The organism is Paraniabella ginsengisoli (genome assembly GCF_022513635.1).
GTDB lineage: Bacteria > Bacteroidota > Bacteroidia > Chitinophagales > Chitinophagaceae > Niabella > Niabella ginsengisoli.
Map to the genome: position 1 here is coordinate 1,079,695 of NZ_JAKWBL010000004.1, position 15,508 is coordinate 1,095,202.

Sequence of the window (15,508 nt, forward strand, 5' to 3'; positions counted from 1 at the left end):
CTTTTCAAAAATCAACTACGCAATTGTAGATATAGAAACAACGGGCTCTTACGCTGCAGCAAATGGTATAACGGAAATTTGCATTCTTGTGTTTGATGGCGAGAAAATTGTTCAACGCTACGAAACATTAATCAACCCGTTGCACCGCATACCGCCATATATACAGGCAATGACGGGCATTACCAATGAAATGGTAGCCGAAGCGCCTGTATTCGAAGACGTAGCAGAAGAAATTTTTGAGATACTTAAGGATAAGATTTTTGTAGCCCATAATGTAAATTTTGACTATTCGTTTATTCATAGCCAATTGCGTCATTTCGGTTATGAGTATGATGCTCATAAATTATGTACGGTTAGGCTCAGTCGGAAAATACTTCCGGGCCATCAGTCGTATAGCCTTGGAAAGCTTTGTTATGCTTTAGGTATAAAACATATTAATCACCACCGTGCAGGTGGCGATACGGATGCTACAGCTGCTCTTTTCCAAATGCTGCTGGCTAACGATTCTGATGGACATATTATTAAAAGCCTTAAGCGTACTTCGAAAGAACATGTGCTGCCGCCCAATGTTCCCAAAACTGATTTTGAAAAGTTGCCTTACACGGCTGGCGTTTATTACTTTCATGATGAAAAAGGAAAAGTGGTATATGTTGGTAAAGCAAAAAATATGCGCTATCGGGTGAGCAGCCATTTTAGTAATAATGCTACTACCAGGCAAAAGCAAAATTTTATGCGGTATGTGCATCGCATAAGTTTTGAAGAATGTGGTACAGAACTCATGGCCGCTGTTAAAGAATCTTCTGAAATAAAAAGATTGTGGCCTAAGTTTAATGCAGCGCAAAAAAGAAGGGAAGATGTGTATGGCATTATTTGTTATCACGATCAAAACGGATACTTGCGATTAGCGGTTGATAAAGTAAATAGCAGGTACGAAATTGTAAGTTCTTTTCATCATCTGGAAAATGCTAATGCAGCGTTGCGGCAACTGGTACATGAATTTGATTTATGTCCACGTATGTGTTTTATAAACGAGAAATTGTATGAAGAGAAATTACATGCTATTTTGTGTAAAGGGGCTTGCGATAAAAAAGAGCCTGAAATTGGTTACAATGCACGCGTAGCAAAGGCTTTGGAGAAATTAAGAAACCTTCCATCTTTTGCTATTATTGACAATGGAATTACACGTGAAGAACATTCATGTATATTAGTTTGGCAAGGGAAATTTTATGGTATGGGTTTTATTCCTACTGATATTACGGTAGAACATGCGGAGACATTTAAGGACCTGGTAACTCCTTATAAAGAGAACAGTGTTATAACTAACATGCTTTTTAACTATGCAAAACGATATCCGGCTAAGGTGAAGCTGTTTGTGAATGGAGAATAGTGAATAGTGAATAGTGAATAATCAATAGTAAATAATCAGTGATGAATGGTGAATGGCGGGCAACCTGAAGGGCTGAATTATAATAACGGATGCGTAGCGTTCGGCTTGCGAAGAATACGGATGATGAATGATGCACCACAATTGAACTGAGCCTGCCCGAAAGAATTCATTCAGGCGGGCGTAGCAATTTCGATTCCTTTTGTTTATTGCTGATTAATAAAAATACAATAAGTCAATAGTTCAATAAATGAATGCTACATTTTTTGATTAAACTTGCACTCTCTAATTACCAAAAACATAATTAATGAAATACTTTGTAACGATTGCAGTCCTTGCTCTTTTTGCCTTTCAGCCCATTAAGAAAAAGAAAGTAATTTTTTTCGGAGATTCTATAACTCAGCAAGGCGCCGGGCCCAATGGCTATATTTCTAAGGTTGATAGCTTATGCAGGTCGGATAAGATGCAAAATGATTTTGAATTTGTAGGTAAAGGCGTTGGCGGAAACAGGGTATATGACCTGTTCTATCGCTTTCAGGAAGATGTGTTAGATCAAAACCCTGATATTGTAGTGGTGTATATTGGAATAAATGACGTATGGCATAAAACAACTAGCGGAACAGGAACCGAGTATAAAAAGTTTGGGGCTTTTTATGATAAAATGATCAACAAGATGAAGGAGCGTGGCATACAACCTGTTATGTGTACGCCGTCGGTAATTGGCGAGTTTAATGATGATACTAATTTGCAGGACGGTGATCTTAATTTTTATGCTAAATGGATTCGTGAATATGCTACTAAAAATAATATTCCATTGATCGATCTTCGAAAATCTTTTATGGATTACCTGGATAAAAATAATCCACAAAATGAAGAAAAGGGTATTCTTACTACCGATCGGGTGCATTTGAACAATGCCGGAAACCTGCTGGTAGCGCAGGATATGTGGACCGCGGTGAAAAAAATTAAATAGATTTTTTTGCAAGCTTTTTTGAAGACTTTTCTATAACTAACTGGATCCTTCTGATGTTGGCAGCTTTTTTTATCGGTCTTTCGAAGGCCGGTCTTAAAGGTATTGATATGCTCAACGTCACGATAATGGCTATCGTTCTCGGTGGAAAAGCTTCTACAGGTGTGGTTTTGCCTTTGCTGTGTGTGGCCGATTTGCTGGCCGTTAAATATTATCATCGTCATGCTGAGTGGAAGCATTTCTGGAAATTAATTCCATGGATGGTTGTGGGCGTTATTGTGGGTGTTTTTGCCGGACAGGAAATGGATGAGATTTTGTTCAGAAGAGTTATGGCTACGATTATTGTTATTACAGTTGTGATTATGCTTTATCTTGAAATCAGAAAAACGATAATCGTTCCTGATAATAAATTGTTCGTATCGGGAATGGGGCTGGTGTCGGGCTTTACAACGATGATTGGAAATCTGGCCGGGGCATTTGCGAATATTTACTTTCTGGCTATGCGCATGCCAAAGAATAATTTTATAGGAACTGCCGCCTGGGTGTTTTTAGCTATTAATTATTTTAAGCTGCCGTTTCAGATTTTTTATTGGAAGAATATTACGTTTCAAACGCTAAAAACAGACGCGGTGCTTTTACCTGCTTTGTTGATCGGTTTCCTGATTGGGGTAAAGGTGGTTTCTTTAATAAAAGATAATAGCTATAGAAAATTGATTATAGCAATGACATTTGTTGGCGCCATATTTATCTTTTTGAAAAGATAACATCTGACGGCATGTTGCTTTTAAAGAGAAGAAGCCGCCTCAAAATAATTTGAGGCGGCTTCTTAAAATTTATTCGCTTACTGAATTAAGCTACTTCTACATCAGCACCAGCTTCTTTCAATTTAGCTGCGATTTCATCAGCTTCAGCTTTGCTCACACCTTCTTTAATTGGTTTTGGAGCGCCATCAACTAATTCTTTAGCTTCTTTCAAACCTAAACCTGTTAAGTCTTTAACGATTTTAACAACGTTTAATTTAGAAGCACCACCGCTTTTCAAGATAACGTCGAATGCTGTTTTTTCTTCAGCAGCCGCGCCTGCGCCATCGCCACCACCAGAAACTACTACCGCAGCAGCAGCTGGTTCGATACCGTATTCAGTTTTTAAGAAATCAGCTAATTCCTGAACTTCTTTTACAGTTAAACCTACCAGGCTTTCTGCTAAATTTTTAATGTCTGCCATTTTGTTTGTTTTAATTTTTACCGTCTTCATTTCCATTTTAAAATGTAGGATCCGACGGCGGTTTAAAAAAATTTGTTTAATCCTTTAATCCGCTGTAAGCGGAAATATAAGGGTGATTTATGTAAAGAACTAAATCCTAAGTTGTTTCCATCGTCATTCCGACCGAGCGGCTGAAAGCCGTGAGTGGAGGAATCTCTTAAATAACATGGAGGTTGCTCGACTTCACTTCGTTACGCTCGCAATGACGATGCTGCGACTAAACTTACTCAGCTGCAGGTTTGTCTTCTGCCGCTGGGGCCTCAGGCGTAGCCGGAGTTTCAGGAGTTGCTGCTGCTGCCGGAGCATCAGTGGCCGGAGCCTCTGCAACTTCTTCTGCACCTGTTGCTGCTTCTTTGTTTTGCAACGCACCAATAACTCTTTGAATTGGAGAAAGCAACAAGCCGATAACTTCACCAATCAATTCGTTTTTAGTTTTGATTTGAGTTAACGCTTTTAATTGGTTGTCTCCTGCATACAGGTCACCATTGATGAAAGCTAATTTCAACGCTGGTTTTTCTGATTTTGCTTCGCTGCGGAAAGAGCTAAGGATAACAGCTGGTTCTTTCGGATTTTCGGAGAACATTAAAGCTGTTACTTTGTGTAAAGAATCGTAAACACCTGCATATTTTTCAGCATCAATTGATTCTAATGCTTTTTTAATAAGCGTGTTTTTAGCAACTTTCATTTCTACTTGTTTGTTGAAACAAGCGCTGCGTAATTTGCTTAACTGGGCTACAGTAAGCGATTCTGTGTCGGTTATGTAGAAATTGTCGTACTGAGAGAATTTGCCCTTCAATACTTCAATTACTTCGTTTTTTTGATCTTTAGTCATTTTATTTCGATTTGACTGTGTTTAAAATTGTTGCCGGTTGCTGATGCCATATATTCTACAGATAAAGTGATTGCGACGCAAGATCGATGCCATCTATTCTGCAGCTGGTATCAAACAACTATTAATGAACAAAACCTTTAGTGTCTAAAGCAATGCCGGGGCTCATTGAGCTTGCCATGCTGATGCCTTTTAAATAGGTACCTTTTGAGGTAGATGGTTTTGCCTTGATAATAGCGTTGATGAACTCTTGTCCGTTGGCGGCTAATTTATCAGGAGCGAAACTTACACGGCCAATAGAAGCATGGATGATACCAGCTTTATCTACCTTGAACGCGATTTTACCACCTTTTACTTCGTTTACTGCTGCTGCAACATCGTTGGTTACAGTACCTGTTTTGGGGTTTGGCATTAAGTTACGTGGACCTAATACTTTACCTAACTTACCAATTTTAGGCATAACAGCAGGGGTTGCGATGATTACATCAACGTCTGTCCAACCGCCTTCAATTTTTTGGATAAACTCGTCTAAACCTACATGATCGGCTCCTGCTTCTGTTGCAGCTGCTTCTTTGTCGGGAGTGCAAAGCACCAATACTCTTTTGTTTTACCGGTACCGTGTGGTAAGGTAACGGTGCCGCGGATGGCCTGATCAGCTTTTTTAGGATCTACACCTAAACGTACGTGTAAATCAACTGAGGCATCAAATTTTGCGACATTTATTTCTTTAACCAATGTAGAGGCTTCGTTAAGCGTATAAGCTTTGTTGGCATCCACCTTGGAGTTTACAACTTTTCTTTTCTTTGTAATTGCCATTGTAATTCTTTTAAAAGTTCTTTAATGGATTAGTTTTCCCAAGGGGCTTTACCTTCTACAGTTAATCCCATGCTGCGTGCTGTACCGGCAACCATTTTCATAGCGCTTTCGGTAGTGAAGCAGTTTAGATCGGGCATTTTATCTTTTGCGATAGCTTCTACCTGATCCCATGATACTTTACCAACTTTAACACGATTGCTTTCTTTAGAACCTTTTTGAATTTTAGCGGCTTCCATTAACTGCACAGCAGCGGGAGGCGTTTTAATTATAAATTCAAAACTTTTGTCAGAATAAACTGTGATCAATACAGGAAGTACTTTTCCTGGTTTGTCCTGTGTGCGCGCATTGAATTGCTTACAGAATTCCATGATGTTAACACCTTTGGAACCTAGCGCCGGACCGATTGGAGGTGCAGGATTGGCCTGGCCACCCTTGCACTGCAGCTTTACATAGCCGGAGATTTCTTTTGCCATTTTTTAAATGATTTATTGGTTCAAACGCTCTTCCGATTTTTTCGGGTCGAGCTCCCAAATTCCTCTGTTATTTCACACAAAGCGAACAACGAATACAAAGAACATAACGTTGTTGTCGCCGTATTCTTGTGTGAAACCAACATCTAAAAGAACTAATTGGGGGTGCAAAGGTAAGGGGAAATGGAAAATATTGAATATTAAATTTTGAATGTAAAAATTTGATTCGTTTCTTTAGGAGCAACGTATGATTTAAAAACTTAGTTGTTAAATTTAGCGAATGAAATTTCTATTGCTTGTTTTATTGTCTGGTTTCTGCATTATCGGCTTCGCCCAGTCCACGCAATTTTTTGATTCTCTGGGAATTATTAGTGAAAATCAGCAGGTAAAGAAAATCAGCAGCCAATTTAGTTTTACGGAAGGCCCGGCGGCTGATAAACGCGGGAATGTATATTTTACCGATCAGCCGAATAATAAAATATGGTTTTTTAATGCAAAAACCGAAAAGCTGCGCGAGTTTAAAAAATATGCGGGCAGAGCAAATGGCCTTTTTATTGACAAAGAGGGAAATATTATAGCCTGTGCCGACGAAAACAACGAATTGTGGAGTATTGATAAAAATGGCGAAGTAAAAATATTGTTAGGGGCTGTTGATGGAAAAAGGCTGAATGGACCTAATGACCTTTGGATAGATGCAAAAGAAGGAATTTATTTCACCGATCCTTATTATCAGCGGGATTACTGGACGCGGCAAAAGCCTGAAATTGTGGGACAGAAAGTCTATTATCTTGCGGCGGGCAGTACCCAACCAGTTGTTGTGGATTCAACAATAGTAAAACCAAATGGTATCATCGGCCATGGTAACAATTTATTTGTTGCTGATATTGGTGATAATAAAACATATAAGTACACAATCAACAAAAATGGCAGCCTGAGCAATAAAGCCTTGTTTGTGCAACAAGGATCGGACGGGATGACGCTGGATGAAAATGGCAATCTTTATCTTACCGGACATGGTGTGACAGTATATAACAGGAATGGTGTTAAAGTTGCACATATTCCTGTACCGGAAAAGTGGACGGGCAATATATGTTTTGCGGGAAAGAAAAGGAATTTTATTTTTATTACAGCCGGAAAAAGCATTTATACGCTGAAGATGAAAGTGAGAGGAGCGGGGAAATAGGCCTAAACTAAAAAATATCATTTGAAACCTGTAATCGTCATTTCCGCTGAAAGGTTATTTATGAAAAGCGGCGCATTGATTTTAGTAAATGACTGTCTTAAATTTCTTTCGGAAAATCTATCTCAGCAATTTGAAATCAAAGCTCTGGTTTTTAAAAAAGAACTATATCCTGATATTAAAAATGTCACGTTCATTGAATATCCAAATGCAAGGCGGCATTTTTTATTAAGACTTTATTACGAGTATTTTCAATTCAAAAAAGTATCAACAAAGTACCATCCATATCTTTGGCTATCATTACAAGATAGTACACCTTCTGTAAATGCGGCGATCAGGGCTGTCTATATTCACAATCCGGCCTTAATGGGTAAACTAAAACTCAAATACCTTTTTAGGCAACCGTCGTACTTTGCTTATCATACTTTAGCTAAATATATCTATCCCTTATTCATTCGAAAAAACAATCATATAATTGTTCAGCAAGCGATGCTGGGTAATTTTCTGGCAAAAAAATATAAAGTAAGCCACGATAAATTTATTATTGCGCCACCAGAATTGTCAAATACAGATTATTCCCCTTTGGTTGAAAATAAAACATCTGATACGTTTCTATTTCTATATCCGGCAACAGCGTTTGTTTACAAAAATCATGATACCGTTATAAAAGCTGTTAGATTATTAGCAAACAAAGGCATAAACAATATTGAAATTTTGTTTACTATTTCTGGCAATGAAAACAAATACGCGCGCTCTTTACGAGCAAAAGCCGAGGGCTTAAAAATTACTTTTATAAATTTTGTTTCTAAAAAAGAAATGTATGAGTTGTATGAAAGGAGTGACTGTTTATTGTTCCCTTCTCTGGCAGAAAGTTGGGGCTTACCACTACGTGAATTTCAGGCCTTTAATAAATCAATATTAGCCGCAGATGTTTTGTATGCAAATGAAACGATTGGGGATTATAATAAAGTTGCGTATTTTCCTCCTTCTGATTATAGAAAGTTAGCTACGTTAATGGAAGATGCCATTAAAAAACAATTAGCGTATCAAAAGAAGTCGAAGACTCCAGCAACACTAATGACTACGGCAAATGGATGGGACGAGGTTTTTCGAATTTTACTAAATAGTAATAAATAGCTTTTTGTAAAATTCAATTAGCTTAAGTCTTTCATTTTCCCAATTCAATTCTTGTCGGGCTCTTAAACAATTTTGTTGTAGTTGTTGAAAATAACTTTCGTCATCAAGTAATTTATTAATAGCAATAGCTATCGAATGTTCATCAAGTTGATCAATAAGTTCGGCTATTTTATATCGTTTATTAATAGCAGCATATTCAGGATAATTCATAGCAATTTGTGGAGTTACCGCATTCATATAATCAAACGTTCTGTTTGATAGTGAAAGAAAATAACTTCTGCCCTTATTTTCAATGGTATTTAATCCTATATAAGAGGATGCGGTAATTTTTTTTAGCTGGTCAGGAGATACGAGCCCCTTTAATTCTACCTTGTCTTTTAAATTGTATTTTTTACAAGCTCTTTTGCTTCATCAAAAAAATCACCTTCACCGCAAATGATCAATTGGCTATTAACATGACGCATGGCGGGTATAAAATATTCAACTCCTCTGCCGCGGCTTACCACACCTTGATAAAGTATATTTTTATTTTGCTTGGTCACATTTGCTTCTTGTGTATTTTGCGTAACAGGCAAGTTCCTTACAACTTCATAATCTAGCCCATATAGAATTTTGTATTCAGCCGCAAGGCTTTCATTAACTGTATAACCACGTTTAAATTTTGGTAAAAAAAGCGTTCAATAAATAGCCATACTTTTCTGATTCCGGGTTTTAATACCAGATCGTGTGTTTCGCAAAAAAGCTCATGCGCATCAAATATTCTTGTCTTCCTTTTTAGAACGGAGAGCAGATAACCGGGAATAATAGTGTCCAGATCAATGGCACATATTGCATCAAATTTTCTGAACAGTAAATAAAGTAAGATACGCAGATTAGTCTCTATAAAAAATAGCGGTCCGCGATAGAATAAAAGTGGCAACCTTACCTGTTGAAATTTTCGTTCGGTAAGTGGCTGTAATGGCCTGTTTTTTTAAAACCCAATAACAACACATCATAGCCACTATCTGCTAAAGTGCCACAAACCTTTTGCATGCGCTGATCGTATAGCATATCACCAGTAATAGTAAATACGATGCGCTTATTCACATATAGATTTTTAAGGCTTCGCGCAAGTTATCTTATCAATACCATTTTTCCATAACCTTTATTGAAATACTTGTCGGTATTATCGTCAGCCGCTTTATATTTATCCAGGCTCTTTCCGTTTAAGTTAGTTAATACACGGTATAGATAAACGCCGTTTGCGAGTTTTTGTCCATATTGATCCGTTCCATCCCATTTGAATTCAGTTATATTTCTGCCTATGCGTAATGGCCCTAACTCAGACTTAGTAATTTCACGCACAATTTTGCCGGTAATAGTTAGTATTTGAATACGGATATTCTGTGGAACGTCTGAACCTGTTAATGTGAAAACAAATGCTGTTGATGTTGTAAAAGGATTTGGATAATTCAATAAATTGGAGATCATTGGCTTGTTAATTACCTGAAAAGCTATCCGGTAATCAATGCTGCCTGCTGTATTTCCGCTTTGATCTTTCCCACTAACAATAAGCTCGTATTCTCCATCTTCCAAAAGATGTGGTTTGAATTTTACAGCTGCCGTATTCTCATCATTACCTCCTTGTCCGGGTGGAGTTAATATTAGCGTATCACTATTAAACTGATAATCCCTAACGGAACCATTTGGATGCCTTAGCTGTACTTTTATCAGATCGGAATTATTTAATAACAGATATTTAGCTTCATCCGTTAACTTAATTAGTATATCAGGTTTACTGGATACAATATCGCGATTGAGAATATGTAGCCCATCAAAAGTGACATCCATGAAAGGGTTAAGACTATCTGCCCGTACGTAGAAATTTTTATAAAGAAAATTATTAAAATTATACTGTTCCGGTTGGTCTTTATCAGGATTAAACTCCAGGTATAACTGGTTAGTTCCTGTGAACGAGACAGTGCTTACTGGAATCTGTAGCCTGATCGTATCGTTTGCGATAATAGGTTTCTGACGGGATACAGCAAGGGTTGTCTCTCTGTTATTTTTATCCCGTATCGTTAGTTTTACTTTTACGCTGTCAAAAGCATTTTCGCTGATATTTTTAAATGCTATTCCCACGTCAAGCGGTTCACCTGCATCCAATGTGTCCTTAAACTGGAAGAAGGTATTGGGAGCTATTGCCCCTTCAGGAGCCGGAGTATAAAATAAACGCCAGTATTTAAGCTGATAGGGTGTGTAATTTGTAGAATCTACATTACGCATCCGCAATATTAGGCTTGGATATAATTTGGCGTCGATACCAGATACGTCTATATTTCCTACACTTGGTTGGATATTACTCAAAACGGTGGTTTGCGAACCATCTGTTTTTATGCCTATTATATCAAGTGTTGGGTTGTCGCCATCGGGCGTTTCCAGCTTCTTTCCGTCCCATCTTAAATGGTTCCACTTTGTTGCAGGGCCCAAAATGGGGGATGTAATATACCCGCTATTGCCATGTGTTTTTACAGTCGCATTAAGATTTATGGTTTCAGCAAGGCTATTTGCTACACTTTGAGATAGTGCGGTAGAACTTCCCTTTTCACCGATAAAAACAAAAGGAACAACGGACTTGACAGAATCCAGATAGCTGAATCCCATTTGTTTCAGTTTATGGTAAAGTGAATTATTAGTTCCTAAAGTAGCGGTATCTCCCTGCCATGTTTCGGGAAACGCCGTCATAGTGCCTCCGTTAGTTACTGCAAAATAAAAGTCAGAAGGAATAGAATCTAAAAATTTCATCACCGTTTGCCTGGCAGCTGTTGTAGAAATATCAAAAGTAAAGAATGCATAATTATTGGTTGCAAATCCTTCCCAGGGAAGAGGCCGATAACTTCCATATAGTCCTGAGCTGCCTAAGTCTATATTGGCAACTGGTTTCATTGTTTTGTTGTTAATAACATAAAAGCGTAAAGAATTCCTCCAGTAACTAGCTTTTGACATCCCTCTTTGAGAAACAACATCACCAACAGTTAATTGAGTTTGCGATGCTCCTATGCCACTTCTATGAATTGTAGATGTTATATTAATTGTTGAGTTAAACTCATTAAAGTTATAACTACGAGCCGCATCTAAATTTATATTATCATAAGTATTATTCAACATTTGATAATAGTTGGATTGGTTAAATCCTGTTTCATCGCCATTGATATAAACGAACGAAGCGGTGTTCCATCGCGGCTCTTCGTTTTGTGCAGGAGCGCTGGCTACGCGCCAGTAATACACTACACTATCCTTAAAATTAACAACCGGATTAAACTCTACTATGCCTCCTGGTGAGGTTTTTGTTTGTGTTACTTTTAGTGAAGAGTTAAATAACGTGGTTGTATCTACTTCTATCATATAATTCTTCGTAGCGGCTAAGGCATTAGCTGTAGACGCTTTAAAAGTTATTGATGCTTTATTGACAATGGCGTAGTTATAAGGATAAACGGGCCGCAACTCATCCTCAAAAATATACACCTCTTTTACAACGCTGTTATTAGATTTAAACAGCTCATCTATGTTGTTTTCAGGATCTATAGTTACCGTTATCTTATTAAGCCCTTTGTCTTTTATAGGATCAATAGAAACAGTGTAGGTGATAGAATCTGCATATCTTATACCCTCAATAGTATCGCGTTGTATTACTTGCGTGGTAAGGTCGGGGAAAGTTCTTGTAAGCTGAACGATCAGTTTTCTGCTTATCGCTTTCCCAAGATTCATCATTTTCACATTTACTTTGAAATCATTTTCGGCTACGGAGACAAACCCCGGATCTATCGATACCAGTTCATCTTCCACGGCATAATCAGGTTTTTCAAATTGATATAATTTAACAGCCGGATCGCCATGCAATAAATACTCCTCAGCTTGGGCCCTTACAAATAAGTCTGTTTCGCCTCCAGCGATGGCAAATGAATTAATGATAGCTTTTTGCATGAGTTCACCCAGCGTAAGCCTGTAACCTTCGTTTGCCATTAGTTTGTATAGCGCGCCATTGTATTGTTGCAACGGATAAACGTAGCCAAAACTTGTTCCTGCCATCATACCGATAGAGCCCCGCTCTTTTGCGAATACATATTTATCAGATATTGTGCTTATAGTCGACAATCGGTTTGCATCCCAGATAAAAATATTACCCACGTTACAACCCATCATGTGAAAAACGGGATATTTTCCCTGGTTAGAATAATTAACAGGATCCTCCATATTGAATCCCAATGTTTGGGCAGATGAATGCCCGAAATAAGTTAACAGATTCACACCGCCGTTCAGGAGGATTTTTATCCGATCTGCTGCTGATTGTTCTCCTCCCGCCGAAGAACTTTTTACAAAGTCTGATACTTCTGCTCCATAAAAAGTATCTTTTATAAAAGCCTTGTGTGCGTTCAGGTAACCGTATAATAAGTCTTTCAAATATTGATCGTTTGCACCTACCATGTGTATCACGTTCTTCTTCCACGCACTTGCTTCAATTCCTGCTGCTGGCGTAAATTGCTGTTCATATTGTTTAATTTTTTCCAGGTAAATGGCTAATTCATTTCCATTTACAGCTGCAATTCGACCGATAGGTGTTAAAGGAATGGAACTGTTGCCTTCTGCTGCTAACAACATATCAGAAGTTGGCTCTCCAAAAGTCGGAATAAGGTTTAGGCGATCAGTTACCGGAGAAGATTCGTTGGTACGTGACGAAGTATAAGAAACACCCTTCCCAGCTAAAAATACGCTTTTCAGAGGAGCCGAAAACTTACTCCTAGCCATGCGCAAAAATTTCTTACAGCCAGCGGGTTATGCTTTATACCAAAAGCAAACTGATCTGTGAGTTGGTCAATCAGGTACACTTTTGCGTTGTAGCCACCACCTTGGGCAGAACTTCTGTATGCGCGATATTCTTCTACGGGCTGTGCGCCATTGGCACCATTTATTATTGCCGGGTGAGTTACTATTAAATAATTCCCCTGATTTTCCTGCAACGAATAATTGATGAAATTTCTTGATTCTAAACCGGCGATAGTTTTGATATTAGCAGTTGCTGTGTTAACTAAAACTACATCGTGAGATGTGGTAGATGGCTGCACATATATTTTAATTAAAGAAGGGTTTGAAACATTTGCCTCGTAACGGCGTCCGCTTGTTAAGTCATACAAAACCGGTATTCCTGAGTAGGTAAATCCAGAAATTTCAAGATATTTCCCTTGAGAGGCACTACCGCTCAGCGTAAAGCGAAAATTATTGGCTCCGCCAAAATTAAACGCACGTGGATAAGTAAGTTCAATCAACCCAATTTTTATTCTGTTATTGGCAGTTGTTGAAGTGTTAGTAACGGTAATACTTTCTGTGGTTCCTGTTAAATTTGACGTAGGTAAATTAGCTGTTAATTTTGCATATTCAAATCTATTTAATGCATTATTAAATACCTCCACATTGTTGAGTTGCATACGAACATTTCTGTTGTTGGGGCTATTGCCAACTATGTTCATGTTTACCTGCATTTGCGGAGCTCCGCTGCCTTGAAATGGAAAAAGATTTGTTTTTGATAAGCTTCTTGTTGTATTTTCTTTTATTTCATTGGAAGTCCAACCTCTCCAACTTCGTAAGATGCCGAATACGCCGCTTCGGAAACTGCTCCGGAATAAGGGCCAAGATGAATTGTTTCGTTAAGATAAATTCCTTCTTTATGCATGAAATAAGGCTCCGCTGCAACACCTGTTGGTATATTGTTTTCTGCAGGTGTCAGTCTCTTATTGCCACCGTTAAGATTTACAGTTAAGAAATAGGCAGCGCTATCTGTAAACAAGCTTTTGCTATTGTTGATCTGATCGTTAGGGTTGCGATACAAAATCTGGTCCGGCTTACCATCATTGGCCTCTCCCCAAAATTCAATATAACCTGCAGCGGGTAAAGTTCCTGTTTGGCTTGACGTGTATATAGGAATTTCCTGCCCATTGCGCCACAATTGAAAAGCAGCAACATTGGTGTTAGATAGATTCGCTGCTGCCAAAACAGATTGCGGTATTCGATAAAGTCCGTTAGAACCTACTTTAAACTTATAATAAGTTTTGCTGTAGTCGATCCACTCGTTATTGAACTGTTGTGCAGCAGCGGACAGCGTGCAAAAAATTGACAATAAAAAAAACAGCCGTTTTATCATGGTTTTACAACTTCAAAAGGTAACAATTTCTTCTTGCGATCAATATCAAGTCTTAACGAAAAGACATGCGTAAATAAAGGATTTGACTGATTAGCCAGGTTTGCAAATGCATAATCTATCACAACAGATTTTACCCTGAATCCCACGCCAACACTGGGCTGATAGATCCACACTCGTTTTTGGTTTAGTGTATCCCCATCTGCCAGACCTTGTTGAAAATTATTGATACCGCCTCTTACAAAAAAATATTTTTATAACTATATTCCAGTCCAACCTTTGGGTCAATGCTGATAGGGTCGCTACTTACAACAGTATTACGCCTGCCGTCAAAAGTCAGATCGAAATCTGTTTCGGCTAAGATTGTAGATGTTTTGCCGATATTGAAAAGCCTTGACGCGCCAATGGTCAATCTTGGAGATGTAAGCTCGGTCGATCTTACTGGTATATCATTATTAGTTAGATATAATACTTCCTTTTCCTTATCTGAAAAATTAAAAGTCCATGTATTGAATGTGCTTGTGACATCTTTTGCAACTATACCAAACCGCCACTTGTCTTTATAAATCTGTAAACCTGCATCCAAACCAAAACCCCATGCCTGGGCAAATTTCCCAACGTTGCGATAAATAACTTTAGCATTTGCGCCAAAATTGATTGTAGTGTTTTCTGTTTTCTTTAGGTTTTGCCCGTATGATAAAAGGAAGGCATAATCTGCTGAAGAAAAGGTTTGGATATTATTATAATTAAGCGAGCCATCCGGATTAACCAAAAATAATGTGTTCGCGATATCATCAACTGCAAATCGCATGGCTGTTAAACCTAAAACACGTTTTTCGTTCGTTGTAGGAAGCGCAACGTTTGCAAAATCATATTTCCCAATACCTGCAAAATATTCCGAATGCATCAGGTTCACCTGCGTGTGGCCTTGTACATTTACAAGCCCTGCTGGATTCCAATAGCCTGCTGTCCCATCTGCTACCGATGCAACCTGGGCGCTTCCCATGGCAAGGCCGCGCGCTCCTGCACCAATGTTCAGGAATTCATTAGAATATTTTCGAAATTGAGCGTTGGACGCTTGATGCCCAAGTTGCAGCATTATAAATATACTAGCAAAAGGTATGTAGCTTTTTATTTTCACTAAACAGTTATTATTAAAGTTGGTCAGCCATTGGGGCAGTTAAAATTAATTCCTTCTGTTGAAAAGTTTTTAGGGATATAATCAATTCAACTTTCTGCCTCCCGTCACGAGACAAATACAAAACGTTTTGACAAAATTAACAATAT

General features: G+C 38.3%; 16 protein-coding genes and 1 pseudogene. 5 read left to right on the plus strand and 12 right to left on the minus strand.

Going from position 1 to position 15,508, the window contains the following annotated elements:
- Positions 1–22: 22 nt before the first annotated feature.
- From MKP09_RS23215 to MKP09_RS23225, 3 genes are all read left to right on the plus strand, one after another.
- Complete coding sequence (locus tag MKP09_RS23215; RefSeq protein ID WP_317235479.1) at positions 23–1,387, plus strand: exonuclease domain-containing protein; 1,365 nt, start codon at positions 23–25, stop codon at positions 1,385–1,387.
- A 304-nt stretch (positions 1,388–1,691) separates the two neighbouring features.
- Positions 1,692–2,357, plus strand: a complete 666-nt coding sequence (locus tag MKP09_RS23220; RefSeq protein WP_240832935.1) for an SGNH/GDSL hydrolase family protein — start codon at positions 1,692–1,694, stop codon at positions 2,355–2,357.
- Between the two features lie 53 nt (positions 2,358–2,410).
- Positions 2,411–3,118 (plus strand): sulfite exporter TauE/SafE family protein, encoded by a 708-nt coding sequence (locus tag MKP09_RS23225; RefSeq protein ID WP_240832936.1) that lies wholly within the window; start codon positions 2,411–2,413, stop codon positions 3,116–3,118.
- 85 nt (positions 3,119–3,203) lie between these two features.
- On the opposite strand, the gene rplL is transcribed toward MKP09_RS23225, so the two are convergent.
- The 4 genes and pseudogenes from rplL to rplK all read right to left on the minus strand — a co-directional run bounded on the left by rplL (position 3,204) and on the right by rplK (position 5,735).
- A complete protein-coding gene (gene rplL, locus MKP09_RS23230) occupies positions 3,204–3,578 on the minus strand; it encodes a 50S ribosomal protein L7/L12 (RefSeq protein ID WP_240832937.1) in 375 nt (124 codons plus the stop codon).
- Between the two features lie 262 nt (positions 3,579–3,840).
- Positions 3,841–4,449 carry a 50S ribosomal protein L10 gene (gene rplJ, locus MKP09_RS23235; RefSeq protein ID WP_240832938.1) on the minus strand — a complete coding sequence of 203 codons (609 nt, stop codon included), beginning with the start codon at positions 4,447–4,449 and terminating at the stop codon, positions 3,841–3,843.
- 121 nt (positions 4,450–4,570) lie between these two features.
- A pseudogene (rplA, locus tag MKP09_RS23240) lies at positions 4,571–5,262 on the minus strand (50S ribosomal protein L1).
- 29 nt (positions 5,263–5,291) lie between these two features.
- Complete coding sequence (gene rplK / locus MKP09_RS23245; protein ID WP_240832939.1) at positions 5,292–5,735, minus strand: 50S ribosomal protein L11; 444 nt, start codon at positions 5,733–5,735, stop codon at positions 5,292–5,294.
- 277 nt (positions 5,736–6,012) lie between these two features.
- Here rplK and MKP09_RS23250 point away from each other — a divergent pair, with 277 nt between their 5' ends.
- Together MKP09_RS23250 and MKP09_RS23255 are read left to right on the plus strand one after the other, a co-directional pair.
- Entirely contained in the window at positions 6,013–6,915 is a 903-nt protein-coding gene (locus tag MKP09_RS23250; protein WP_240832940.1) for an SMP-30/gluconolactonase/LRE family protein, read from the plus strand.
- Between the two features lie 21 nt (positions 6,916–6,936).
- Positions 6,937–8,049, plus strand: coding sequence for a glycosyltransferase (locus tag MKP09_RS23255; RefSeq protein ID WP_240832941.1), 1,113 nt, complete (start codon positions 6,937–6,939; stop codon positions 8,047–8,049).
- Here MKP09_RS23255 and MKP09_RS23260 read toward each other — a convergent pair.
- The 8 genes from MKP09_RS23260 to MKP09_RS23295 form a co-directional block, all read right to left on the minus strand.
- Entirely contained in the window at positions 8,032–8,286 is a 255-nt protein-coding gene (locus MKP09_RS23260; RefSeq protein ID WP_240832943.1) for a glycosyltransferase, read from the minus strand. The two genes, MKP09_RS23255 and MKP09_RS23260, sit on opposite strands and share 18 nt — an antisense overlap.
- Positions 8,287–8,426: 140 nt before the next feature.
- Positions 8,427–8,591: a glycosyltransferase gene (locus tag MKP09_RS23265; protein WP_240832945.1), complete on the minus strand. Its 165-nt coding sequence runs from the start codon at positions 8,589–8,591 to the stop codon at positions 8,427–8,429.
- 379 nt (positions 8,592–8,970) lie between these two features.
- Positions 8,971–9,135, minus strand: a complete 165-nt coding sequence (locus tag MKP09_RS23270) for a hypothetical protein (RefSeq protein WP_240832947.1) — start codon at positions 9,133–9,135, stop codon at positions 8,971–8,973.
- A gap of 27 nt (positions 9,136–9,162) precedes the next feature.
- Positions 9,163–12,834, minus strand: a complete 3,672-nt coding sequence (locus MKP09_RS23275; RefSeq protein WP_240832949.1) for a C25 family cysteine peptidase — start codon at positions 12,832–12,834, stop codon at positions 9,163–9,165.
- Complete coding sequence (locus MKP09_RS23280) at positions 12,804–13,553, minus strand: hypothetical protein (protein ID WP_240832951.1); 750 nt, start codon at positions 13,551–13,553, stop codon at positions 12,804–12,806. Before MKP09_RS23280 ends, MKP09_RS23275 begins: the two co-directional genes overlap by 31 nt.
- A gap of 80 nt (positions 13,554–13,633) precedes the next feature.
- Positions 13,634–14,200 carry a hypothetical protein gene (locus tag MKP09_RS23285; protein WP_240832952.1) on the minus strand — a complete coding sequence of 189 codons (567 nt, stop codon included), beginning with the start codon at positions 14,198–14,200 and terminating at the stop codon, positions 13,634–13,636.
- 20 nt (positions 14,201–14,220) lie between these two features.
- Entirely contained in the window at positions 14,221–14,397 is a 177-nt protein-coding gene (locus MKP09_RS23290) for a hypothetical protein (protein ID WP_240832954.1), read from the minus strand.
- 62 nt (positions 14,398–14,459) lie between these two features.
- On the minus strand, positions 14,460–15,320 hold the full coding sequence (locus MKP09_RS23295) for a putative type IX sorting system protein PorV2 (protein WP_240832955.1): 861 nt from the start codon (positions 15,318–15,320) through the stop codon (positions 14,460–14,462).
- Positions 15,321–15,508: the final 188 nt, after the last annotated feature.

Coding starts and splice junctions, on each gene's coding strand:
- MKP09_RS23220 (WP_240832935.1), top strand. CDS start 1,692: ATGAAATACTTTGTAACGATTGCAGTCCTTGCTCTTTTTGCCTTTCAG.
- MKP09_RS23225 (WP_240832936.1), top strand. CDS start 2,411: ATGTTGGCAGCTTTTTTTATCGGTCTTTCGAAGGCCGGTCTTAAAGGT.
- rplL (WP_240832937.1), bottom strand. CDS start 3,578: ATGGCAGACATTAAAAATTTAGCAGAAAGCCTGGTAGGTTTAACTGTA.
- rplJ (WP_240832938.1), bottom strand. CDS start 4,449: ATGACTAAAGATCAAAAAAACGAAGTAATTGAAGTATTGAAGGGCAAA.
- rplK (WP_240832939.1), bottom strand. CDS start 5,735: ATGGCAAAAGAAATCTCCGGCTATGTAAAGCTGCAGTGCAAGGGTGGC.
- MKP09_RS23250 (WP_240832940.1), top strand. CDS start 6,013: ATGAAATTTCTATTGCTTGTTTTATTGTCTGGTTTCTGCATTATCGGC.
- MKP09_RS23260 (WP_240832943.1), bottom strand. CDS start 8,286: ATGAATGCGGTAACTCCACAAATTGCTATGAATTATCCTGAATATGCT.
- MKP09_RS23275 (WP_240832949.1), bottom strand. CDS start 12,834: ATGGCTAGGAGTAAGTTTTCGGCTCCTCTGAAAAGCGTATTTTTAGCT.
- MKP09_RS23280 (WP_240832951.1), bottom strand. CDS start 13,553: ATGAACATAGTTGGCAATAGCCCCAACAACAGAAATGTTCGTATGCAA.
- MKP09_RS23295 (WP_240832955.1), bottom strand. CDS start 15,320: ATGCTGCAACTTGGGCATCAAGCGTCCAACGCTCAATTTCGAAAATAT.